Source organism: Streptomyces sp. NPDC058653, assembly GCF_042716895.1.
Taxonomy (GTDB): Bacteria; Actinomycetota; Actinomycetes; order Streptomycetales; family Streptomycetaceae; genus Streptomyces.
This window is the reverse complement of the sequence record NZ_JBHXRM010000075.1, coordinates 1-22638: the sequence shown is the minus strand read 5'-3', so window position 1 is coordinate 22638 and position 22638 is coordinate 1. Positions and strand designations below refer to the sequence as shown.

15 protein-coding genes and 1 pseudogene are annotated in these 22638 nt (G+C 69.8%); 3 read left to right on the top strand and 13 right to left on the bottom strand.

From position 1 onward, the window contains the following. Positions 1–188: 188 nt before the first annotated feature. Both ACFWU9_RS35415 and ACFWU9_RS35410 read right to left on the bottom strand, forming a co-directional pair. A complete protein-coding gene (locus ACFWU9_RS35415) occupies positions 189–401 on the bottom strand; it encodes an acyl-CoA carboxylase subunit epsilon (RefSeq protein ID WP_384325201.1) in 213 nt (70 codons plus the stop codon). A gap of 91 nt (positions 402–492) precedes the next feature. Continuing rightward, positions 493–2076, bottom strand: coding sequence for an acyl-CoA carboxylase subunit beta (locus tag ACFWU9_RS35410; protein WP_384325200.1), 1584 nt, complete (start codon positions 2074–2076; stop codon positions 493–495). Between the two features lie 378 nt (positions 2077–2454). Between ACFWU9_RS35410 and ACFWU9_RS35405 the strand changes: the two genes are divergently transcribed. Both ACFWU9_RS35405 and ACFWU9_RS35400 read left to right on the top strand, forming a co-directional pair. Further along, positions 2455–3681: a glycoside hydrolase family 64 protein gene (locus ACFWU9_RS35405; RefSeq protein WP_384325199.1), complete on the top strand. Its 1227-nt coding sequence runs from the start codon at positions 2455–2457 to the stop codon at positions 3679–3681. Between the two features lie 176 nt (positions 3682–3857). Then, positions 3858–4469, top strand: a complete 612-nt coding sequence (locus ACFWU9_RS35400) for a YceI family protein (RefSeq protein ID WP_384325198.1) — start codon at positions 3858–3860, stop codon at positions 4467–4469. A 66-nt stretch (positions 4470–4535) separates the two neighbouring features. Here the strand turns inward: ACFWU9_RS35400 and ACFWU9_RS35395 are convergent, their stop codons facing one another. From ACFWU9_RS35395 to ACFWU9_RS35355, 9 genes and pseudogenes are all read right to left on the bottom strand, one after another. Then, positions 4536–5909: a hypothetical protein gene (locus ACFWU9_RS35395; RefSeq protein ID WP_384325197.1), complete on the bottom strand. Its 1374-nt coding sequence runs from the start codon at positions 5907–5909 to the stop codon at positions 4536–4538. A gap of 294 nt (positions 5910–6203) precedes the next feature. Further along, on the bottom strand, positions 6204–8081 hold the full coding sequence (locus ACFWU9_RS35390; RefSeq protein WP_384325196.1) for a discoidin domain-containing protein: 1878 nt from the start codon (positions 8079–8081) through the stop codon (positions 6204–6206). Between the two features lie 307 nt (positions 8082–8388). After that, entirely contained in the window at positions 8389–9798 is a 1410-nt protein-coding gene (locus tag ACFWU9_RS35385) for a GH1 family beta-glucosidase (RefSeq protein ID WP_384325195.1), read from the bottom strand. A gap of 136 nt (positions 9799–9934) precedes the next feature. Further along, positions 9935–11074, bottom strand: a complete 1140-nt coding sequence (locus ACFWU9_RS35380; RefSeq protein WP_384325194.1) for an ABC transporter ATP-binding protein — start codon at positions 11072–11074, stop codon at positions 9935–9937. After that, entirely contained in the window at positions 11071–12192 is a 1122-nt protein-coding gene (locus ACFWU9_RS35375; RefSeq protein WP_384325193.1) for an ABC transporter permease, read from the bottom strand. The genes ACFWU9_RS35380 and ACFWU9_RS35375 overlap by 4 nt, the downstream gene beginning before the upstream one ends. A 3-nt stretch (positions 12193–12195) precedes the next feature. Then, on the bottom strand, positions 12196–13176 hold the full coding sequence (locus tag ACFWU9_RS35370; RefSeq protein ID WP_384325192.1) for an ABC transporter permease: 981 nt from the start codon (positions 13174–13176) through the stop codon (positions 12196–12198). Then, a complete protein-coding gene (locus ACFWU9_RS35365; RefSeq protein WP_384325191.1) occupies positions 13173–14483 on the bottom strand; it encodes an ABC transporter ATP-binding protein in 1311 nt (436 codons plus the stop codon). The genes ACFWU9_RS35370 and ACFWU9_RS35365 overlap by 4 nt, the downstream gene beginning before the upstream one ends. A gap of 12 nt (positions 14484–14495) precedes the next feature. Then, positions 14496–16166: an ABC transporter substrate-binding protein gene (locus ACFWU9_RS35360; RefSeq protein WP_384325190.1), complete on the bottom strand. Its 1671-nt coding sequence runs from the start codon at positions 16164–16166 to the stop codon at positions 14496–14498. 433 nt (positions 16167–16599) lie between these two features. Further along, positions 16600–17574 (bottom strand): annotated as a pseudogene (locus ACFWU9_RS35355) (LacI family DNA-binding transcriptional regulator); the annotation flags it as partial. A 269-nt stretch (positions 17575–17843) separates the two neighbouring features. On the opposite strand from ACFWU9_RS35355, the gene ACFWU9_RS35350 reads away from it, so the two are divergent. Continuing rightward, positions 17844–19730 carry an RICIN domain-containing protein gene (locus ACFWU9_RS35350; RefSeq protein WP_384325189.1) on the top strand — a complete coding sequence of 629 codons (1887 nt, stop codon included), beginning with the start codon at positions 17844–17846 and terminating at the stop codon, positions 19728–19730. A gap of 161 nt (positions 19731–19891) precedes the next feature. Here the strand turns inward: ACFWU9_RS35350 and cimA are convergent, their stop codons facing one another. Both cimA and ACFWU9_RS35340 read right to left on the bottom strand, forming a co-directional pair. Beyond that, positions 19892–21499, bottom strand: coding sequence for a citramalate synthase (gene cimA, locus ACFWU9_RS35345; RefSeq protein ID WP_384325188.1), 1608 nt, complete (start codon positions 21497–21499; stop codon positions 19892–19894). Positions 21500–21884: 385 nt separating this feature from the next. Beyond that, positions 21885–22484 (bottom strand): TetR/AcrR family transcriptional regulator, encoded by a 600-nt coding sequence (locus tag ACFWU9_RS35340; protein WP_384325187.1) that lies wholly within the window; start codon positions 22482–22484, stop codon positions 21885–21887. Between the last annotated feature and the right edge of the window lie 154 nt (positions 22485–22638).

The following is a 22638-nucleotide window of genomic DNA, read 5'->3' as shown; positions in this document are numbered from 1 at the left end:
GGCCCCGTACTCCTCGGAGTACGGGGCCACCGCCGTCGTCGTATGCCGACGTATGCCGACGTATGCCGGCGTATGCCGGCGTATGCCGGCGTACGGCGCCGGTCGGCGCCCCGTCGACGCGAAAGAGCCCCGCACGGTGGTCCGTGCGGGGCTCTCGCGGCGTTGTACGGCCGCTGGGAGGCCTGGGGTCAGCCCTGCCAGCTGTGGGGGGCCCGGAAGCCCGGCGTGCGCTCCAGACGGCGCCAGCCGGCCGTGGAGCGGCCGCGGCGGCCCGGGGCGGCGCCCGCGTCGGTGCGGCTCGCGGCGCGCGCCATCAGGACGGCGGTGATCGCGGCCAGCTCCTCGGGGCCGGCCTGGCCCCTCTCGACGCGGAGCAGGGAGTTGTCGGCGGACTCGTTCATCGGGCTCGTGTCTCCATGTTCTCGGCAGTGGGGCCTTGGCGGACGGACGGCGGCGTGGGCGGCACGGTGGCCGCCCGCGGCGGGCGCGGGCTCACTGCGGGGGGTTGCCGTGCTTGCGGGACGGCAGGTCGGCGTGCTTCGTACGGAGCATCGTGAGGGCCGCGACGAGGACCTCACGGGTCTCGGCCGGGTCGATGACGTCGTCGACCAGACCGCGCTCCGCGGCGTAGTAGGGGTGCATCAGCTCGGCCTTGTACTCCTTGACCATGCGCACACGCATGGCCTCGGGGTCCTCGGCCTCGGCGATCTGCTTGCGGAAGATGACGTTGGCGGCGCCTTCCGCGCCCATCACCGCGATCTCGTTGGTCGGCCAGGCGAACGTGAGGTCGGCGCCGATGGACTGCGAATCCATGACGATGTAAGCACCTCCGTACGCCTTGCGCAGGATGAGCGAGATGCGCGGGACGGTGGCGTTGCAGTACGCGTAGAGCAGCTTGGCCCCGTGGCGGATGATGCCGCCGTGCTCCTGGTCGACACCGGGCAGGAAGCCCGGTACGTCCAGGAGGGTCACGATCGGGATGTTGAAGGCGTCGCACATCTGCACGAAGCGCGCGGCCTTCTCGGACGCCTCGATGTCCAGGACGCCCGCGAGGGACTGCGGCTGGTTGGCGACGATGCCGACGACCTGGCCGTTCATCCGGGACAGGGCGCAGATGATGTTGGTGGCCCAGCGCTCGTGGATCTCCAGGAAGTCGCCGTCGTCGACGAGTTCCTCGATGACCTTGCGCATGTCGTACGGGCGGTTGCCGTCTGCCGGTACGAGGTCGAGCAGCACGTCGGAGCGGCGGTCGGCCGGGTCCTCGGACTCGGCGACGGGCGGGTTCTCGCGGTTGTTGGAGGGGAGCATCGCCAGCAGGTACCGGACCTCGGCGATGCACGTCTCCTCGTCGTCGTACGCGAAGTGCGCGACGCCCGAGGTCTCGGCGTGCACGTCCGCGCCGCCGAGTCCGTTCTGGGTGATCTCCTCGCCCGTGACCGCCTTGACGACGTCGGGTCCGGTGATGAACATCTGCGACGTCTCGCGGACCATGAAGACGAAGTCCGTGAGGGCGGGGCTGTAGGCGGCGCCGCCGGCGCACGGGCCGAGCATCACACTGATCTGCGGGATGACGCCGGAGGCCTTGGTGTTGCGCTGGAAGATGCCGCCGTAGCCGGCGAGCGCGGAGACACCCTCCTGGATACGGGCGCCCGCGCCGTCGTTCAGCGAGACCAGCGGGGCGCCGGCCGAGATGGCCATGTCCATGATCTTGTGAATCTTGGTGGCGTGGGCCTCGCCCAGGGCGCCGCCGAAGATACGGAAATCGTGCGCGTACACGAAGACCGTGCGACCGTCGACGGTCCCCCAGCCGGTGATCACCCCGTCCGTGTACGGCTTCTTGTTCTCCAGGCCGAAGCCGGTGGCCCGGTGCCTGCGCAGCTGCTCGACCTCCCGGAACGAGCCCTCGTCGAGCAGCAGTGCGATCCGCTCACGAGCGGTCAGCTTGCCCTTGGCGTGCTGTGCCTCGGTCGCGCGGTCGCTCGGCCCGTTCAGCGCCTGCCCCCGCAGCGAGTGCAATTCGGCCACGCGCCCACGGGCGTCGACTGGCTCACTCGGCGTCTGGTCCACAACGGTCATGTACTGACCCTACGAACAACGGACACGAAAAGCCGCCGTCGACTCCACACAGTCTCCTGCCCGGATTCCTGGTGGGGCTGGACAGAACCGGGGTGGGTGGGGGCCGATTCAACAGTTGGGGGCACCTGGCGCTTGTGAGATTCCTCCAGATGTCAGCGGGAAGTCGGCCGACGGCCGACCGGGGGTCATATGTCGGTCACCGCGCGGCGGGGATGGCGAGGGGTGTCGGGATGTGAAGACTCACAAACGATTGAGAGCGCTCTCAGCCCTCACTCTTGACGCGTCCCGGACACCTGGCAAGAGTGGGGCGCAGACGCACGGCGCGCCCCCCACGTACCGCGCCGGACCGCGTTCCCCCCACATCTCAGGAGAACATCCGTGATTTCGCGCAGACTGTTTCTGACCGGTACCGCCGCCGCGGCGACGGCGCTCACCTACCCCGTCTGGGGAAGCGCTCTCAGCCCCCGCGCGTCGGCCGCCGCCGACACCTGCGAACTCGCCCTGGTGAACAAGTCGTTGCCCGGCTCGGTCAACGCCTACGTCACGGGCCACGAGCAGGGCACCGACCGCTGGGTGCTGCTCCGCGCCGACGGCAGCGTGTACAGGCCGGAGTCGCCCGCCGAGGCCAACACCCCGCTCCCGGTGGACTGCGCCATCCCGCTGGGCGCCGCGGGCGGCGCCGCCGTGACCCTGACGCTGCCTCAGATGTACGGCGCGCGCGTCTACTTCGTACGCGACGACACGCTGGACTTCTTCCTGAACCCGGGTCCGTCCCTGGTCGAGCCGGCGTTCGCGAGCGAGGACGACCCCAACCACGGCCGCACCTGGTCCTTCGCCGAGTTCACCTTCAACCCGCAGCAGCTGTACTCGAACATCAGCTACGTCGACCTGGTGACCGCGCTGCCCATCGGGATCACCCTGGAGGGCGATGCCCGGCACGAGGTCGCCCCGCTGCCCGAAGGCGCCCTCCAGAAGATCGCCGACGGCCTGACCGCGCAGGCGGCGGCCGACGGGCAGCCCTGGGACAAGCTGATCACGCGCGGCGCCGACGGCCAGGTCCTGCGGGTGATCGCGCCGCAGAACGCGATGGCGCCGTACTTCGACCGCCCCGAGGAGATGCCCTTCAGGGACGTCTTCAACGGCTACATCGACCAGGTCTGGCAGAAGTACGCCGCCGAGGACCTCAAGATCGACCTCCAGGGCGGCCGCGGTGTGCTGGCCGGCCGGGTCAGCGGCGACACCCTCACCTTCGCCGGCGGCCACACCTTCACCAAGCCGACGTCGAAGGACGTCTTCACCTGCAACCACGGCCCCTTCACCAACAACCCGGGCGACCCGGACGACAAGAAGGGCCTCCTCGCGCGGCTGGCCGCCGGATTCAACCGATCGACCCTGCTCACCCACCCGGACCAGCCGAACGGCGCCACGGCGGCGGACTACTACAAGGACCCGTCCACCAACCACTGGGCCCGGGTGCTGCACGCGAACACTCCGATCGGGTACGCGTTCCCGTACGACGACGTGCGCCCGGACGGTGAGCCGGACGTCTCGGGCGCGGCGCACGACGGCAACCCGGTGCGCTTCACCGTGTCGGTCGGCTCCTGAGCCCCGGCACACCTCGCGGACGGTGCCCCGTCGCCTCTCCTCCTACGGAGGGGGCGGCGGGGCACTCTCGTGCGCACCCGTAATTCGATCGAGGAAGATGTTGAAATTTGAACGAGGCAGGACTATGGTTTCGCTCAGTACTTGAACGCTAAACAAACACCCCCCGGGAGAACCCCATGTCACTCTTCAGCCGCAAGCCCGAGACCGACGCCGCCACCGCCCCGGTCAACCCCGACCTGGCGCACCTGACCGGCGACTACACCATCGACCCGTCGCACAGCAGCATCGGCTTCACCGTGCGTCACGCGATGGTCACCAACGTCCGCGGCACCTTCAGCAAGCACGAGGGCACCCTCAGCCTCGACGGCTCGAAGCCGGAGAACTCGTCCGCCTCTATCGACGTGGAGATCGAGAGCATCGACACCGGCGCGCCCGACCGTGACGGCCACCTGCGCAGCGCGGACTTCTTCGACGCGGAGAAGTTCCCCAGGATGACCTTCCGCTCCACGGGTGCCGAGCAGGTGGGCGGCGACGACTACCGCATCACCGGTGAGCTCACCATCAAGGACGTCACCAAGCCGCTCACCATCGACCTGGAGTTCCACGGCAAGGAGACCGACCCCTACGGCAACGAGCGGGTCGGCTTCGAGGGCAGCGCCACGATCTCCCGCTCGGACTGGGGCCTGACCTGGAACGCGGCGCTGGAGTCCGGCGGCGTGGTCGTCAGCGACAAGGTCAAGCTGGTCTTCGACATCTCCGCGATCAGGAACCAGCCGCAGGCCGCCTGACCCGCACCGGAGCGCGGGCGGCGGAGCAGCACGGGAGCACGGATCAGCACGGGAACACGAACACCGTCAGAATCCGCCCCCGTCGAATCCGCCGCCGCCTCCGAAGTCCCCTCCCCCGCCGAAGCCGCCTCCGTCGAATCCGCCTCCCGAGCCGAAGTCACCGCCCGAGCCGCCGTCACCGCCGTCACCGCCGTTGCCGCCGTCGTAGCCGGTGTAGTCGCCGCCTCCGTAGTCCGCGGCGTAGGCGGGAGTGACCAGGATCGAGCCGAGCATGGTGCCGACCAGCAGGCCGGGAAGCAGGCCGCCGCCGAAGTAGCCGCCGGCCCAGGGGCCGTACGCCGGCCCCGCGTCGTAGTACGGGCGCGGGCCCTGCTCCGTCTGCACCATTCGGGTCATGGGGTCGTCGCCGTGCTCCAGGCGCTCCGCGTCGGCCGCGCAGACGGGGATCGGACGGACGGCGCCGCCGGGTGGCGGTGCCCAGTCCACGTCCTTGACGGACGGGCCGTGCCGGGGGTCGAAGAAGCAGGGGGAACGGCGTTCCGGAAGGGGTCTGCCCTCGCGTCGCGCGGCGAGCGAGGCGAGCGAGAAGCGGCCGTCCGCCAGGGCCTCGGTCACCGGTTTCACGTCCTCCGGGCGCTTGGCGGAGTCCATGAGGGACTTCGCTCTCTCGTACGCGTCGAGTCCGTTCTCGTAGTCCGCGCGCATCGCGTCGTCGGCGCCCTTCTCACCCGGGTGGAAGTCGAGCCGGTCGAGTTCCTCGCCGAAGGCGGTGATGTCCTCGTCCACGACGACCCGCAGCTTGGCGAGCGCCTCCTTGACGCGCGCCTCCTCACGGAGGCGGTTGCGGCGCAGCACCGCGTACACACCGGCGCCGCCCAGCACGACGATGCCGCCGAGCGTGATGACCCCCGCGGTGGCGAAGGCGCCGTCGTCGGACGAATTGTTCCAGCCGGCCGGGGCCTGGCCGCGCGACTGGGTGAGGGCCTGGTCCACGAAGTTGTTGAGCTCCGTCGAGGCCGACACGGAGCCTGAGCCCCGTGCGCCGTCGGTGATCGAACGGACGGCGTTCGGCGGCAGGACGCGCGCGTCCGCGGCGGCGTCGAACTTGTCGCCGAGGCGTACGGCGTACACCCCGGACAGGCCGGTGTCGCCCCGGAGCCTGTCCAGGAGTGTGTTGTCCGGATCGAATTGGGCGGAGTCCGGCAGGACGGCCACGAAGACCGGTTTGTCGGCGTCCCTGATCTTCTTCTCCAGCGCGTCGGCGTCCGCCCCGGAGAACTGGTTGAAGGCGCGCGGGTCGACATAGACCGGGCCGTCCTTGAAGGCCTCGGCCACGGCATCGGGGCCGGTGGCTGCCTGCGCGCCCGGCGCGCCTACGACGGCGGCGCTCGTAAGGGCGAGCAGCAACCCGGACAAAGTGGTGAAAATCCTCGTCCTCATGATTCGACGGTACCGGAGGGCAGCATGATCCGGAGTGGGCGAGATATGACGGAACAGGAACGGCGGCGTCAGGGCCGGGGCGGGGCCGGGAGTGGGGCGGGGCCGGGCCGGGCCGGGACCGAGGCGGGAGTGGGGCGCAACTGGGGCGCGACGAGCGACGCACCCGGGCGGGGAGGCCCGGGTGCGTCACTCATGGGGGTATCTGGGGCGCTCGCAGGAGGATGGCGGTGGTACTCGGGGGCGCGGGCGCCCACGCCCTCTCCGTACAAGCCGCGCCTCACCTCCTCCGTACGGCTACTTCTGCTCGACCCGCACCCAGTCGATCTCCGCCTTCACACCGCCCTGCGCGATCTTGTCCACGCTGGACTGGGGCAGGCCCCAGTACGGCGTGGTGACCTGGTTGTGCCCGGCGGGGTAGGCGCCGCCCAGCGCCAGGTTGAGGATCACGTACTGGTTGTGGTCGAAGACCCACTCGCCGCGGGTGGACTCGAGCTTCTGCCGCGACGTCGTCTGCACCACCCGGTCGTCGACGCTGAAGATCATCCCCTCCGGGGTCCACTCGACGGCGTAGGTGTGCCACTGGTCGACCCGGCCGCCGTTCGGGAAGGTCTGAGACTTGCCGATGTTGCCGGCGGCCGAGTAACCGGGGCCGTGCAGGGCGGTGCTCGTCCAGTCCGCGTAGCCGATGTTCTCCATGATGTCCGTCTCGCCCGAGCCCGGCCAGGACACCGACGGGTCGTCGACGTCGCTGCCCAGCAGCCAGAACGCCGGCCAGAAGCCGTCGCCCACGGGGAGCTTCATACGGGCGCTGACCTTGCCGTACGTGAAGTCGAACTTGGTGTTGGTGTCGACCCGGCCGGAGGTGAAGTCGTACCTGCCACCGCCCGGCACGGTGGTGCAGCCCTTGCAGTACTTGGACTCCAGGACAAGCGCCCCGTTCTGGGTCTTGATGTTGTCCGGCGAGTCCACGTACGCCTGCGACTCGCCGTTGACGGAGCCCATCTCCTGGCCGGTGCGGACCACGCGCCATTTGTTGCGGTCGAGGCCCGAGCCGGTGAAGTCGTCGAAGAAGGTCTGGCGGTAGGCGCCGCCGGGGTTCTGCGGCAGTGCGGGGTACGCCGCCGCCGCGCTGCCGCCGGTGCCCCAGACCTGGAACTCGTAGAGCGAGTAGCCGAACTGCGCCGTCGACGGGGCCGGGTTGTAGAAGGAGCGCCTCTCCTTGCCCAGCATCCGCACGTAGCGGCCGGTCGCCGGGGTCGGCAGAGTGATCGTGTCGTGCCGGCCGACGGCGTCGCCCGGTGACTTGATGTTGGCGCGGCGCTCGGCGATCTGCGCCGCCGAAGGCTGGTACACGGTGCGCCAGTTGCGGTTGTCGTCGGAGACCTGGAGGTCGAAGTTGACCGCGTAGGCGGCCTCCCAGTACAGGTCGACGGAGTTGATCGTGGACCGGGCGCCGAGGTCCACGCCGACCCAGCGGTTCTGGTTCCAGTCGCTGGACCAGCGGGACTGGTCGGCCTTGAGGTCGGCCGGCCAGCCGCCGTCGGTGACGAAGGCCGGGGAGTTGCCCGCGTGCTGGTAGAGGTCGCCGTACGCGGGGTGGTTCAGCGCCAGGTTGCTGCGGGTGGTGGAGGCGGGGGCGGGTTCGCCGCCGAAGACCTGGAAGGAGAAGAGGGAGTAGCCCCAGGGGGTGGCGCGCTCGACGCCGCGCATCCGGACGTAGCGCCCGACGGCCTCCTGCGGGTACGTGTGCGCGGTGACGGTGCCGCCGGTGCCCTCGTTCTCGGTGTAGAAGTCCGTCCAGTCGGTGCCGTTCCGGGAGATCTCCAGGACGTACTGCTTCCCGAAGGCGGCCTCCCATTCGAGCTTGACCTGGCTGACACGGATGACGCTGCCGAGGTCGACCTGGATCCAGGCGTTGTCGGCGAAGTCGCTCGCCCACCGGGTGGTGGGGTTGTTGTCGAAGGCGGCGGACGCGGGGGTGCCCGCGTTCTCGATCCCGGAGGTGGTGACGGCCGCCGGTCTGGCCGCGACGGCTTCCGCCGCGCGGTCGGTGTTCCAGGCGGCGACGGCCTTGACGGCGGGCGGCTGCGGGGGCGCGCCGACGGCGAGCGGCGCGGAGAGCGCGAGCAGGGCGAGTGTGGTAGTCGCGAGTAAGGACGTACGTCGGGGCATCGTTGACTCCGTGGGGAAACGGGATGAATGGAGCGATGTCCGTACGGGGGTGTTACCGCGAGTGGAACGGGCTCGGTGCGGGTGGTGCTGCGGTGCGTGTGCGGTGCTGCGGTGCGTCAGGTGCCGCGGTACGTGCGGTACTGCGTTGCGCGTGGTGCCGCGGTGCCTGTGAGGTGCGCTGCGCGTGGTGCGTGTGGGGCCGGTGACGCGCGATCCCTCTGCGGGCGGCGCCCGCTCCGCCCGGCCGTCGTCCGTGGCCGGGGCGGGAGCGGGAGCCGGATTCCGGGCCGGGGCCCGGTCGTCGGGGCTATCGCGCTTCGCGGGTGAGTCCGATCGTGTCGCGGTACCACTTGGCGCTGTCCTTGAGGGTCCTGACCTGGGTGTCGTAGTCGACGCGGACAATGCCGAAGCGCTTGTCGTAGCCGTACGCCCATTCGAAGTTGTCCATCAGTGACCAGGCGAAATAGCCGCGTACGTCGGCGCCTTGGGCACGCGCCTCGGCGACGGCAGCGAGATGGTCCGCGAGGTACGCGGTCCGGTCCGTGTCCGGGACGGAGCCGTCGGCGGCGACGGTGTCGTCGAAGGCCGCTCCGTTCTCGGTGATCACGGTGGGTATGGCGTAGTCCTCCTGGAGGCGCAGGAGGAGGTCGGTGAGTTCGGTCGGTGTGATCTCCCAGTCCATGGCGGTACGGGGCAGGTCACGGGGCACGGCGCGGGTGACCGGCAGCCCGTTGTCGTCCAGCGGGGAGCCGCTCTCGGTGACACCGGAGAAGAGCGCGCCCCGGTAGAAGTTGACGCCGAGGACGTCCAGCGGATTGGCGATGATCTCCAGGTCGCCTTCCTGGACGGGCAGTTCGGCACCGTGCAGGGCCAGGTCGGCGACGACGTCCTCGGGGTAGCGGCCGTATACCAGCGGGTCGAGGTAGAGGCGCCGGCCCTGTCCGTCGGCGCGGCGGCAGGCCTCGCGGTCCGCCTCGCTGTCGGTCTCGGGCGTCGCCGTACCGAGGTTGAGGGTGATGCCGAGTTCCAGCGGGTTGTCGCCCGCGGCGTCGCGGATACGTTGCGAGGCGAGTCCGTGGCCGAGGAGGAGATGGTGCACGGCGCGGATGGAGTCGCCGAAGTCCTTGCGGCCGGGGGCGTGGACGCCCACGTCGTAACCGAGCACCGCCGAGCACCAGGGCTCGTTCAGCGTGGTCCAGTGCTCGACGCTGTCGCCGAGGGCCTCGTAGGCGAGGGCCGCGTAGTCGGCGAAGCGGTACGCCGTGTCGCGGGCCGGCCAGCCGCCCGCGTCCTCCAACTCCTGCGGCAGGTCCCAGTGGTAGAGGGTGATCCAGGGGGTGATGTTCTTCCCGTGCAGCTCGTCCACGAGGCGCTTGTAGAAGTCCAGGCCCCTCGCGTTGGCCGGCCCGCGCCCGCCGGGCTGGATGCGCGGCCAGGCGAGCGAGAAACGGTAGGTGTCCACTCCGAGGCCCGCGATCAGCTCCACGTCCTGCGGCATCCGGTGATAGTGGTCGCAGGCCACGTCTCCGTGCTCCCCGCCCTCCACCGCACCCGGGACCCGGCAGAAGGTGTCCCAGATCGAGGGGGTCCTGCCGTCCTCGGCAGCCGCTCCCTCGATCTGGTAGGCGGAGGTGGCGACGCCCCAACGGAAGTCGGCAGGCAGGCCCTTGAGCGCCGTGGCGGGGCGGGTGAGGTCCTGGATGGGGGTGGCGTTCATGGGTCTCCTGGTTCATCGGTGAGCGCACGGTGGACGAGGGCGCGGGTGCGGGCGCGTGGAGCACGGTGCGGGTGTCGCGCGGTGGGTCTGGGCGGCGCGGTGGTCGGTGCGTGCGGGGGGGGGGACGTCCTTGGTGTCAGCCCGAGCGGGCCGCCGACGTCTCCCCCGCCGACTCCTCCGCCCCGGCCTCGGGCCCCGTATCCCGCCCCGTGTCCGGCACTGAGGCCGGGGCGGGAGCGGGAGCGGAGTCGGCACCGGGAACGGAGTCCGCGCCGGGGGCCGAGTGGTGCAGCCAGCACGCGACGGTGCGTTCGGGCGCCCCGTCCGGCGCGGCCAGCACCGGTACGTGCTCGGCGCACGGGTCGAACGCCTTGCCGCAGCGTGGATGGAAGGCGCAGCCGGTCGGCATCGCCGTCAGGTGCGGCGGCGAACCGGGGATACCGGTCAGCTCCCTGCGCGGCCCGTGCAGCGCGGGGAAGGAGTGGAGCAGCCCTTCGCTGTAGGGGTGGCGCGGGTCGCGGTAGATCTCCGCGGCTCCCGCCTCCTCGACGATCCGGCCGCCGTACATGATCGCGATCCGGTCCGAGAACTCGATCAGCAGCGAGATGTCGTGGGTGATGAAGACCACCGAGAAGCCCAGCTCCTCGCGGAGCGCGACGAGCCTGCGCAGGATCTGACGCTGCATCACCACGTCGAGAGCGGTGGTCGGTTCGTCCATGATGACGATCTCGGGTTCGAGGGCGAGCGCCATCGCGATCATCACGCGCTGTCGCATGCCGCCCGAGAGCTGGTGCGGGAACGCGCCGAGGCGGTCGTGGGAGATCCCGACCAGGCTCAGCAGCTCCTCCGCCCGCCCCGTGCGCTCCGCCGGCTTCATCTCCGGACGGTGCGCCTTGAGCACGTCGGTCAGCTGACTGTGCACCGTGTGCACGGGGTTGAGGGAGTTCATCGCGCCCTGGAAGACGATCGACAGCTCCTGCCAGCGGAAGGCGCGCAGCTCCTGCGGCGTGAGCGTCAGCAGATCCACGGGGCCCGCGTCGCCCTGCGGCGGGTGGTAGTGGACGTCGCCGCCCGTGATCACGCCGGGGGGAGAGAGCAGCCGGGTCACGGCGTAGGCGAGCGTGGACTTGCCGGAGCCCGACTCGCCTGCGAGGCCGAGGACCTCGCCGCGGTGCAGGGTCAGGTCGATGTCGCGGAGCGCGTGGACCGCGCCGGGGCCGGTGCCGTAATCGACATTGAGGCCCCTGATGGTGAGGACGGGGCGACCGGTCGTCATGAGCGGGGCTCCTTGTCGGGCGTGCGGTCGGGCGTCCGTTCAGGGGTCGGCTCGTCGAAGGCGGGTCCGGTGCTCGGCGCGGGGGCCCTTCCGGAGGCGGGTCCGGGTGTCCGTTCCGGCGGAGCTGAGCCGGCGGGGGCGGCGGGCGCGGCACCGTTCGTACGGTCCGTACGCGCCACCGGTGTGAAGCCGACCCGCATCCGGATCTTCCGCGACGAGCCGGTCTCGGTGCGCAGCCGCGGGTTCACGAACTCGTCGATGCCGAAGTTGATCAGCGCGAGCGCGGTGCCGAGCAGGGCGATGCAGAGCCCGGCGGGTACGAACCACCACCACGCGCCCTGGGCGAGCGCCTGGTTGGACTGCGCCCAGAACAGGACGGTGCCCCAGTTCCAGTTGGAGATGTCGGCGACGCCGATGAAGGCGAGGGTGATCTCCAGCAGCACGGCGAAGATGACGGTGCCGACGAAGCCGGACGCGATCACGGCGGTGAGGTTCGGCATGATCTCGAAGCCGATGATCCGCCACGTCGGCTCGCCGGTGGCTCTCGCCGCCTCGACGTAGTCGCGCCGTCGCAGCGAGAGGGTCTGGGCGCGCAGCACGCGCGCTCCCCATGCCCATGACGTGAAGGCGATCACGGCGGCGATGAGCAGGTCGCCCGCGTCCGAGACGAAGCTGGCGATGATGATGATCAGCGGCAGCGCCGGGATGACGAGGAAGATGTTGGAGAGCGCCGAGAGGATCTCGTCCAGGACGCCGCCGAGGAATCCGGAGGTGACGCCGACCAGCACCGAGAGCACCGTGGCGAAGAATCCGGCGACGAAGCCGACCAGGAGCACGCCCCGGGTGCCGACGAGGATCTGCGACAGCACGTCCTGGCCGGTCTGGGTGGTGCCGAACCAGTGGTCCCCCGACGGCGGCTGGAGCAGCTTGTCGCTCATCATGTCGGGGTCGTACGGGGCGATCCACGGCCCGATGACCGCGAGCAGCGTGAAGAACCCCAGGATCGAGATCCCGGTGAGGGTCTTGCCACCGCGCAGGAAGCGCAGTCTGGCTCGCTTGGAGGGGGTGGGCGCCGGAGCCGCGTCGAGTACGGCGACCTCTGTTGCGGGGATGGACATGGCTCAGGCCTCCTTCCGGGTGCGCGGGTCGAGGGCGAGATAGACCATGTCCGCGATGAGGTTGGCCGCGAGCACGGAGAGCGTGATGATCAGGAAGACGCCCTGCATCAGCGGATAGTCCTTGGCGCCGACGGCCTGGAAGAGCTGGAAGCCGATGCCCGGATAGGAGAAGACCATCTCCACGAGCAGGGTGCCGCCGACGATGAAGCCGAGCGAGAGCGCGAAGCCGGAGATGTTCGGGAGGATCGCGTTGCGCGCGGCGTACGAGAACATCACGCGGCGCTCGGAGAGCCCCTTGGCCTGCGCGACCATGACGTAGTCCTCGGACGAGACGGTCACCATCATGTTGCGCATGCCGAGGATCCAGCCGGCGATGGCGCTGAGGATGATCGTGACGCCGGGCAGGAAGCCGTGGTAGAGCGCGCTGGAGATGAACGGCACGTCGAACGCGGGCACCAGGGAGCTGTCGTAACCGCCGGCCGCCGGGAAGATCGGCCACTTCACGGAGAACAGCGCGATCGCGATGAGCCCGAGCCAGAAGTAGGGGATGGAGGAGATGAACGTCGTGACGGGCAGCAGGCTGTCCATCCACGATCCGCGCCGCCACCCGCTGTAGACGCCGATGCCGGTGCCGAGCAGGAAGCTGATCAGGGTGGTGAGGCCGACCAGTACCAGCGTCCAGGGCAGCGACTGCGAGATGACCTCGCTGACGGGCGTCGGGAAGAAGGTGAAGGAGAGCCCGAGGTCGCCCTGGAAGAGCTGGCCCCAGTAGTCGGTGTACTGCTGCCAGAGCGAGCGTTCCTTGTCGAGGCCGAAGAGGGCCTTGAGGGAGGCGATGGCGCTGGTGTCGAGCTGGCCCTGGAAGCGGGCGATCAGCGCCTGGACCGGGTCGCCGGGCATCAGCCGCGGGATCAGGAAGTTGATGGTGATCGCCGCCCACGCCGTGATGACGTAGAAGAAGATCCGTTGGAGGACGAACTTCACTTCGCCGCCACCTCCGTCGTGCTCGCGGTGGGCCCGGTGCCGGCGGGCCCGGTGCCGGTGGCTCCGCTGCCCTTCCCGGCGGCGCTTCTGGCACCGCTTCCGGCGGCGCTCGCGGCGCTCGCGGCGGTCGCGGGGGCGCCGGGGACGGCCGTGGTGACGGGGCGGTCCTCGTACAGCCAGCACGCCGCCCACTGGCCGTCGTCGAGTTCGAAGCGCGGCGGCAGTTCGCTGCGGCAGCGCTCCATGGCCTTGGGACAACGGGGGTGGAAGCGGCAGCCCCCCGGCGGGGAGATCAGTGAAGGGGGCTCGCCGCTTCCGGTCTCTTCCTGGTCCTCCTCGTCCGCGATCCGGTCGGGGTCGGGGGCCGAGGCGATCAGCAACTGGGTATAGGGGTGCGCGGGTTGCTGGGTGACGGTCTCGCTGTCGCCGCCCTCCACGATCCGGCCGGCGTACATCACCAGGGTCGTGTCCGCGAAGTACCGCGCGGACGCGATGTCGTGCGTGATGTAGAGGATCGCCAGATGCAGGCGCTCCTTGAGGTCACGCAGCAGGTTGAGTACGCCGAGCCGGATGGAGACGTCCAGCATCGAGACGGGCTCGTCGGCCAGGAGGACCTTGGGGTCGGCGCCCAGCGCCCGCGCGATGGCCACGCGCTGGCGCTGGCCGCCGGACAGCTCGTGCGGGAACTTGTCCAAGTACTGAGAAGGGGGCAGGAGTTGGACGCGTTCCAGCAGTTCGCACGCCTCCGCCTCGGTGGCCTGCTTGCCATGGATCTTCAGCGAGCGGGTGAGGTGGTAGCGCACCGTGTGTACGGGGTTGAGCGAGGCGAACGGGTCCTGGAAGATCAGCTGGACCTGTTTCACGTATGCCCGGAAGGACCGGCCGCGACCAGCCTTGACCGGGGTGCCGCCGAGCCGTATCTCGCCCTCGGTGAGCGGATACAGCTGTGACAGCAGCCGCGCCACCGTCGACTTGCCCGACCCCGACTCCCCGACCAGCGCCGTGACGCTGCCGCGCCGCAGGCGCAGCGAGACGTCGTCGACGGCGTGGACGGTGCGGCGCCGGCGGCCGACGAGGTCGCCGACGGTCCGTCTGACGGGGAAGTGCTTGGTGACGCCAAGCGCTTCGAGCACGATGTCGCTGTCGTGGGTGGAGCCGCCGTCCGGAGCGGGGGCACCGCCGGGGCCGGCCGCGGCGCCTGGGACGCCGGGGCCGGAATCGGCGGAGCCGAGGGGGTCGGCGGCGGCGACGGGATTCCTGCCGTCGGTGGCGCCGCTCTCGGCGGGGTCTCGGTCGTGGTTGGTCATCGGCCGGCCTCGTTACTTCGCGGGCTTGAGGTGCAGTACGACGTCCAGCGCGTTCGGCTGGGTCGGCTGCGGCGGGCCGTACGGGTCGGCCTCCGTGGGCCAGCCCACCCAGTTCTTGGTGGAGTACTCCGCACCGATGGGCGCCGCGGCCGTCGGGATCATCGGCACCTCGTCGACCATGATCTTCTGAAGGGTGTTCAGCGCCGTGGTGCGCGCCGAGTCCTCCGTCGCGTTCGCGTACTCCTTCAGCGCCTTGGTCGCCTCGGGGCTGTCGAACCGGCCGAAGTTGCCGAGCGGCGCGTTCTTCCCGATGGGCTGGAGCAGCGCGCCGTCCATGATGTTCTGGTACATGTCGTACGGCGTGGCACCGGAGTTGGTCCAGTGCAGCGTGGCGTCGAAGTTGCCGTTGCCGACGTCGGAGGTCCAGGCCTCGGCGGTCTGCGTCTTGACCTTCGCCTCGATACCCAGGGGCTTGATGTTGTCCTTGATGATGGACAGGCCCGTGATGTAGTCGTTCCAGCCGGCGGGGTCGGTGAAGGTCAGCTTCACGGCCTTGCCGTCGGGGTCCTTCAGGGTGCTTCCGTCGAGCTTGTAGCCCGCCTCCTCCAGCACCTTCTTCGCCCCGGCGACGTCGGGCTTGATGGTGACGCCCTTGTACTCGGGGGCGAGGAACGACTCGCCGGCGGGCAGCGGGATGCCGGTCGGGTTGGTGATCTCCGGGTAGAGCGTGGCCTGCGCCTGGATGTGGATCGCCTTGCGGTCGATCACCATGGCCATGGCCTTGCGGAGCGCCGGGTCACCGAGCGGGCCCTTGGTGGTGTTGAACCACAGGCCGTGGATGCCGAGGCCGGAGGGGAACCAGAGCTTGTTGTTCTTGGGGTCCTTGGCGACGTACAGCTGCTTGTAGTTCGGCATGAACACGAACGACCACTCCGCCTTGCCGTTGGCGAGTGCGGTGGTCTGCGCGCTGTTGTCGTTGTACGAGGTGAAGCGGAGCTCCTTCACCTGCGTCTTGCCCTTCCAGTAGGAGGACGTCGTGTCGAGCGTGGTGGTCTGCGGCGTGAAGGTCTTGAGCTTGTACGGCCCCGAGCCGAGCGGCTCGCGGTTGGGCCAGGTCGCCGGGTCCTTGACCTTCTCCCAGATGTGCTTGGGGACGACGAACGTCGTGGCGATCTTGTTCTGGTTGACGAACTGCGAGTCCTTGAAGGTGAGGACGACCTTGCCGTCCTCCACGGCTATGCCGTCGTAGGGCACGCCGTTGCCGTTGAGCGCCGGGAACTTCTTGATCAGTCCGAAGGTGAACGCCACGTCCTCGGCGGTCAGCTTCTTGCCGTCCGACCACTTCGCCCGCTCGTCGATGGTGAAGGTGACCTTGGTGAAGTTCGCCTCCCACTTCCAGTCGCTCGCCAGCCAGGGCTTGCCCTTCTCGCTGGGGCGTACCTGGTTCGTCATCACCAGGGGCTCGTAGATCATGTAGCGGTAGCCGAGGGACGCGCCGGCGGAGGTGCCGAGGAACGGGTTGCTGTTGTTGGTCTGCGGGCCGTTCGGCATACCGATGGTGAGGACGCCGGAGGCGCCGCCTGACGACCGGTTGGCATCCGAGTTGGCCGAGGAACATCCGGCGGCGAGCGCGGCCACGACGGTGGCGGCGGCAAGCGCCCGGAGCTTGCGGTGTGCGGACATGGCGACTCCAGAAAGGGAATGCAGCTCTGTAGGACGGCGGGCCCGTGGAACTCGGGGCCTGGGACCGGGTGTGGTGCGTTACCTGGTGCTGGGTGCGGGTGATGCCGGTGGTGCTGGTGATACCTGCGGCGCTGGTGCTGGGTGCGGGTGATGCTTGTGGGGCTGGTGATGCCGGTGGTGCGGTTTTCCGCTGGTGCCGGGGGTGCGTGTGGCGCGGGTGTGCCGGACCGACCGCGGTGCGGCCTTGACGCTGTGCGGCGGTGCGGCCTTGCGGCGGTGCTGATCTGACGGTGTACCGGGTGGTGCGAACCGAACCTGGGTTACGCGGGTACGGATGTCACGCGGGTACGGAGTCCACGGGGGCGACGGTCGCCGGCCCCGCGGGCGGCACACCGGGGCCGGCCACTCTCCGCCCGGAACGCGCCGCCGCCAGCGGCGCCGACTGACGTACGACCAACTCCGTTGGAAGAACGACCGGCTCGTCCGGCGCGGTCGTCCCTCCCAGGTGCCCGAGCAGCATCAGCGCCGCCGTCTCACCCATCCGCCGGGTGGGCTGGCGGACGGTCGTCAGGGGCGGTTCGGTGTGCTGGGCCATCGGAATGTCGTCGAACCCGACCACGGCGATGTCGTCCGGCACCGACCGCCCCGCCGCGCGCAGCGCCCTCAGCGCTCCCGCGGCGCTGATGTCGTTGTGCGCGAAGACCGAGTCGAACGGCGTGCCGGCGGCCAGGAGCCGCTCCACCGCGAGACGTCCGGACAGCTCCGTGAAGTCCCCCACGGCGACCAGGTCGGTCGGAAGGATCTCGCGGAAGCCGCCGAGCCTGTCCCGTACGCAGCCGAACTGCTCCGGCCCCGTGATGACCAGGGGTCTGTCGCGTCCGTCGGCCAGCAGATGGCGGGCGGCGGACGCACCTCCTTCGTGATTGGTGGTCACGACGGAGGGAAAATCGTCGGGGTGGCTGCCGCGGTCGTCGATCAGCACGACCGGCAGCCCCTTGTGACTCAGGGCGATGATCTTGTCGAGCGTGTTCTCGGGCTCGACGACGAGCAGCCCGTCGAAGGCCCGGGCGGAGACCTGGGTGGTGAAGCGCTCGACCGAGTCCGCGCCGCGGTTGAAGGTGAAGAGCAGCAGGCCGTAGCCGGCGGCCTCCACCGTGTCGACGACGCCCTGAAGGACCTCGCCCATCCACGGCCACGTCAGCGAGGGCACCAGCATCCCGACCGTACGGCTGCTGCCACGGGCCAGTCCGACGGCGCCCGAGCTGGGCACGTATCCAAGAGATGCGATGACTTCACGGACCCTGGCGGCCGTTCCACCGTCGACCTCGCCCTTGGTGTTGATGACCCGGGACACGGTCGTCTTGCTGACACCGGCCGCGCGGGCGACATCGGCAATGGTGACACGCATCGGAGGGCCTCCGAATCGTTGGCTGGAACCGGTTCCGGTACCGGTACCGGAACCGGTTCCAATTTGAGCGGTGAGTTAACCGGTCCAGACCAACGTCGTCAATACTTCACACCGAGATTCATCGGTAGGCAACTCCTGGGGGCCCAGGGGGAGTTATGCGTTCAGGTTCTGAATGTTCAATCCCTTGACTGGAGTTCATGTCAGCGTTCACGCTCGCCTCACGATCCATGGAAGACCCCCCACCCCTCTGCCAAGAAGGGCAGCGCCCCATGATCAGACCGAGTGGCACCAGACGGCGGCTGACGAGGATGCTCCTCGTCGGTGTGCTGACGACCGCCGGCCTCACCGGTGTCTCCGCAGGTACGGCGCAGGCCGCCGGTGAGCAGGTGAACATCTGGCTCACGACCACCAGCGACGGCGGCGGACGCACCGTGACCCGTGGCCTCCAGCAGCAGGCCCCCGTCAACTTCCAGCCGGGCAACGGCGGCAGCGGCACGAACGTCACCGTCAACGAGAACACCAAGTACCAGACCTTCACCGGCGGCGGCGCCTCGTTCACGGACACGGCCGCCTGGCTGATGAAGGGCAGCGGGGCGCTCTCCCAGGCCACGCGCGACGACACGATGCGCAAGCTCTTCTCGCCGACGGACGGCATCGGGCTCTCGTTCATCCGCAACCCGCTGGGCGGCTCCGACCTCGCGCGGTTCGGCTACACCTTCGACGACATGCCGGCGGGCCAGACGGACCCGGATCTGTCGGAGTTCTCGATCGCACATGATCTCCAGGACGTGCTGCCGCTGACGAAGCAGGCGAAGCAGCTCAACCCGGCGCTGACGACGATGGCGTCGCCCTGGACGGCCCCGGCGTGGATGAAGGACAACGGCCAGCTCAACGGCGGCTGGCTGAAGGCGGAGAACTACGGCGTCTACGCCGACTACTTCGTCAAGTACCTCCAGGCGTATCGCGATCAGGGCCTCCCGATCGACTACGTCTCCGCGCAGAACGAGCCGACCTGCTGCTCCTCGTACCCGTCGATGAGCTGGAACGCCTCGGGTCTCGCGTACTTCACGAAGGCGGAGCTGCTGCCAAGCCTCCAGGCGGCGGGCCTGCCCACCAAGGTCATGGCGCACGACTGGAACTGGGACACCTACGACGCGTACGCGGCGGAGACCGTGAACGACGCGGCGATCCGCAACCACCCCAACTTCGGCGGCATCGCCTGGCACGGCTACGGCGGCGACGTCAACAAGCAGACGCAGGTGCACAACCAGTACCCGCAGCTGGACGCCTTCCAGACCGAGCACTCCGGCGGCACCTGGATCGGCAACCAGCAGACCGAGGACATGTCCAACATCATCAACTACACCCGTAACTGGGCGAAGTCGGTGACCAAGTGGTCCCTCGCCGTGGACCAGAACCGGGGTCCGCACAACGGCGGCTGCGGCACCTGCGACGGGCTGATCACCGTCAACAACGGCGGCGCGCAGCACGGCCAGGTGAAGTACAACATCGAGTACTACACGATGGGGCACCTCACCAAGTTCGTGAAGCCGGGCGCGCACCGTATCGAGTCCAGCGCCAGCACCACCGTGCCCAACGTGGCCTGGCAGAACCCGAACGGCTCCAAGGCGCTGATCGCCTACAACGAGGCGTCGGCGGCGCGTGAGATCCGGGTCAACTGGGGCGGTCAGAACTTCAGTTACTCACTGCCGGGCAAGACGTCGGCCACCTTCACCTGGTCCGGCACCCAGTCGGGCGAGAGCGGCGGCACCTCCGGCACCCTGAACGGTCTCGGCGGCAAGTGCCTCGACGTGGCCGGCGGGAGCAGCGCCAACGGTACGGCGGTCCAGCTCTGGGACTGCAACGGCTCCGCGGCGCAGCGCTGGACGGTCGGCGGCGACGGTACGGTGCGCACGCTCGGCAAGTGCCTGGACGTCGCGGCCGGGTCCACCGCGAACGGAGCAAAGGTGCAGCTGTACGACTGCAACGGCTCGGGGGCGCAGCAGTGGAGATACGAGTCCGGCAGCGGCGACCTGGTGAACGCTCCGGCCGACAAGTGCCTTGACATCACCGGCAATTCGTCGGCGAACGGGGCGAAGGCGCAGCTGTGGAGCTGCACCGGGGCGGCCAACCAGAAGTGGCGGCTCCAGGCGTAGTCGGCACGGGGACGGTACGCGTCGGGCGGCAGGCGGTACGCGTCACGCGGCGGGCGGTACGCGCCAGACGGTACGCGGCCGTTCCGCGGGTACGGGGTGTCGGTGACCGGGCGGTCACGGGCACCCCGTACGTACGTCTGTCTGTGGGTGCGCCCCCGGGGCTACTCGGCCGGCTCGACCCCGGCCCGCAGCAGTCCGTAGGTGTACGCGTCCTCCAGTGCCTGCCAGGACGCGGCGATCACGTTCTCGCCGACGCCCACCGTCGACCACTCCGCCGCCCCGTCCCCGGTCGTGATCAGCACGCGGGTCGTGGACTCCGTGCCGTGCTTGCCCTCCAGGATGCGGACCTTGTAGTCCACCAGCTCCAGCTTGGCCAGCTGCGGGTAGATCCGCTCCAGGCCGACCCGCATGGCCCGGTCCAGCGCGTTGACCGGTCCGTTGCCCTCGGCGGTGGCGACGATGCGCTCGCCCTTGGCCCACAGCTTCACGGTCGCCTCGTTGGCGTGCGAGCCGTCGGGGCGGTCCTCGACGATCGCGCGCCACGACTCCGTACGGAAGTAGGTCCGCGCCCTGCCCTCGGCCTCCTCGCGCAGCAGCAGTTCGAAGGAGGCGTCGGCCGCCTCGTAGGTGTAGCCCTTGAGCTCGCGCTCCTTGACCCGGCCGACGACGCGGCCGACCAGGTCGCGGTCGTCGCCGAGGTCGATGCCGAGTTCCTTGCCCTTGAGCTCGATCGAGGCGCGTCCCGCCATGTCGGAGACGAGCATCCGCATGGTGTTGCCGACCCGCGTGGGGTCGACGTGCTGGTAGAGATCCGGATCGACCTTGATCGCGGAGGCGTGCAGCCCCGCCTTGTGCGCGAAGGCGGAGACACCGACGTACGGCTGGTGGGTGGCGGGCGTCAGATTGACGACCTCGGCGATGGCGTGCGAGATCCGGGTCATCTCGGCCAGCGCGCCCGGGGGCAGGACGTTCTTGCCGTACTTGAGCTCCAGCGCGGCGACGACGGGGAAGAGATTCGCGTTGCCGACGCGCTCGCCGTAGCCGTTGGCGGTGCACTGCACATGGGTGGCGCCCGCGTCGACGGCGGCGAGGGTGTTGGCGACGGCGCAGCCGGTGTCGTCCTGGGCGTGGATGCCGAGCCGGGCACCGGTGTCGGCGAGGACGGTGGCGACCACGGCCTGGATCTGGGCGGGCAGCATGCCGCCGTTGGTGTCACAGAGGATGACCACGTCGGCGCCGGCCTCGGCGGCGGCGCGGACGACGGCCTTGGCGTACTCGGGGTTGGCGCGGTAGCCGTCGAAGAAGTGCTCGCAGTCGACGAAGACCCGCCTGCCCTGTTCGCACAGGTGGGCGACGGTGTCGGCGACCATCGCGAGGTTCTCTTCGAGCGTCGTACGGAGCGCGAGTTCGACGTGCCGGTCGTGCGACTTGGCCACGAGGGTGATCACCGGGGCGCCGGATTCGAGCAGCGCCCTGACCTGCGGGTCGTCCGCGGCTTTCGCGCCGGGGCGCCGGGTGGAGCCGAACGCGACGAGCTTGGCGTGCTTGAAGTCGATCTCGCCGCGGGCGCGGGCGAAGAACTCGGTGTCCCGCGGGTTGGCGCCCGGCCAGCCCCCCTCGACGAACCCCACCCCGAAGTCGTCCAGGTGCCGCGCGATGGTCAGCTTGTCGGCGACCGTCAGATTGATGCCTTCGCGCTGGGCTCCGTCGCGGAGCGTGGTGTCGAAGACATGGAAACTGTCGTCGGTGACCGTTGACTCTGTGGTCATGACTCTGTGACTCCTGTCAGAAGTGGGTGGGTCCGGCTCCACTGCCACCGTCCTCGCGTGCTCCCGTTCCCGGCCGGGGTGGGGCCGGAAAACGAAAAAACCCCTCGCGGGTGCGAGAGGTCTGCGCGCGGGTCTGGGGCACGATGCCCGCTCCGTACGTGGTGGTACGGGGCGGTCACTGCGGACCGGCGCGCCTGCTGCCGATAATCATGGCGAACGAGAACACCACAGCAGTGTGGCACGTTCGCGCTCCGGTGGAAGCCCCGTCTCACGATGCGGGCGATGCGCCGGGGGCGCGCGGTGCGGACGGGGCGTGGACGGGGTACGCACGGGGTGCGCGGTCCGGTCGGTGGGGCGGCCCGCCCGGGCCCCGTTCCCGGCCGGCTCAGAGCAGTGTGTCCTCGATGAACTCGCGAACATGTCGCAGGACTTGGGCCCTGCCGGTACCCGGTATACCGACCACCACATGGACACTGAAGCCGTCGAGCAGGGCGCGCAGCCGGGTCGCGAACCGGTCCGGATCGACGGCGCGCAGCTCACCGTGCGAGATCCCCTCGGCGAGCAGCGCCACCAGATCCCGATGCCAGGCCCGCTCGATCGCCGCCTGCCGGTAACGGGCCTCGTCGGCGGCGACCTGCGAGCGGTTCCAGACCTCCAGCCACAGCGTCCAGTGCGGATCGCGGTGGCCGTCGGGGACGTACAGATCGACGTAGGCGTCCAGCCGCTCCCGCACCGTCACCGGCCGGGAGAGCAGTCCCCGCCGCTCGGCGCCGCGTTGCGACTCGCTCCACTCCAGGGTCTGGAGCAGCAGCTCGTCCTTCGTACGGAAGTAGTAGAGGAGGTGACCGCTGCTCATCCCCACCTCGCGTCCGAGCCCCGCCATGGTGAGCCCGTCGAGCCCGCGCCCGGCGATGGTGGCCATGGCGGCGGCGAGCACGGCCTCACGGGGCGGGGCCGCGTTGCGGCGGCGTGCGGTGGGTGTCACCCGTACGTTCTACCCGATGAGGGCACGCGGTGTTGCCGTGGGATCACACAGTGGATCCCACCGCCGCTTGTGCCCATCGGCCCGCTGCCGTCGATCGGACCCGTCGGCCCACGCGTCGGTCCCTCCGGACGCGGACCGTCCCCCGCGAGGGGAC